The following is a 941-nucleotide window of genomic DNA, read 5'->3' as shown; positions in this document are numbered from 1 at the left end:
GGATCGCCGGAGAGTTCGACGTCGACCTCGATGAAATTCGTGTTCTGGAACGGCTCGCGAAAATCCTCCTGCCACTCCTCCAGGAGCAACCGTCGCTGTTCGCGCGTCTCGACGCTGAGCCCCGAGCTCGTGAACACCTCGATGTCGTGCTTCTTGCCGTCCTCATCGGGCCTGGTGCCGAGATATTCAAGCAAGGCGCCGGCCGCACCTTTCGTGCCGGCCGTCGAAATGACCTTGAACACCGCTGGCTGCGCGCCGGCCGCAATTGCGGCGCGCGCCGCGGTTGCCTGCGCAGGGCTAGGCCCGCGCGTGGTCTTTGCGACAGCGGTCGGAACCGAGCGGCCGCCACCGCCGCCCCCTCCCCTCCGCGGTCTTTCATCCTCGTCATTGGCGACCGCAAATGCGGCGACTTTGGCGAAAACGGCGATCGGGTCGTTTTGCCCCGCAAACGGCCGTAGAGCGGCGATGATGGTGGCCGAGTCCTTCGGGCCGGCGACTGCTGCCGCCCCTGTTTGCCGGGCTGCAGGCCCACTTGGCGTCGAAATTCCGGTGGAAGCGAATTTTACGGCCGCAGGCGCGGCCGGTTTCACGCGCGCTGCAACGGCTGGCCGCCGCTTCGCCGAAACATTTGCGCTCCCCTTCCCCATCCCCGCGGAACGCCACGCCGATCGCGTCGCCGGAGCATTGTTAGTGCCCGGTTCCGCCGACGGCGAGTTCCAGGCTGCCAGGGTCGCGGCATAGGCCCGTCGCCGGATCTCCTCCACCTCCGACAGGTCGTCCGTTATCCCTGCCTCAACGGCCGGCGCGTCGTCGCCAAGCATCGCGTCAATGCTGAGCGCCAGCTCGGAAAAATGCCCGCTCATTGATCCGGGCTCCGCCGTGCTCGGGCTGGCCGCGCCATTTCAGCGAGCCGCTTGTTCATCGGCTGCATCATTCCGAGA

1 pseudogene is annotated in these 941 nt (G+C 66.7%); it reads right to left on the bottom strand.

Features of this window, described 5'->3' with window-relative positions:
• Positions 1–863: pseudogene (locus EN749_RS36430) on the bottom strand (hypothetical protein); the annotation flags it as partial.
• Between the last annotated feature and the right edge of the window lie 78 nt (positions 864–941).

The sequence above is a fragment of the Mesorhizobium sp. M7A.F.Ca.ET.027.02.1.1 genome (genome assembly GCF_004022985.1).
Taxonomy (GTDB): Bacteria; Pseudomonadota; Alphaproteobacteria; order Rhizobiales; family Rhizobiaceae; genus Mesorhizobium.
Note: the sequence above shows the minus strand (reverse complement) of the source record. Positions and strands in the feature narration are given on the sequence as shown.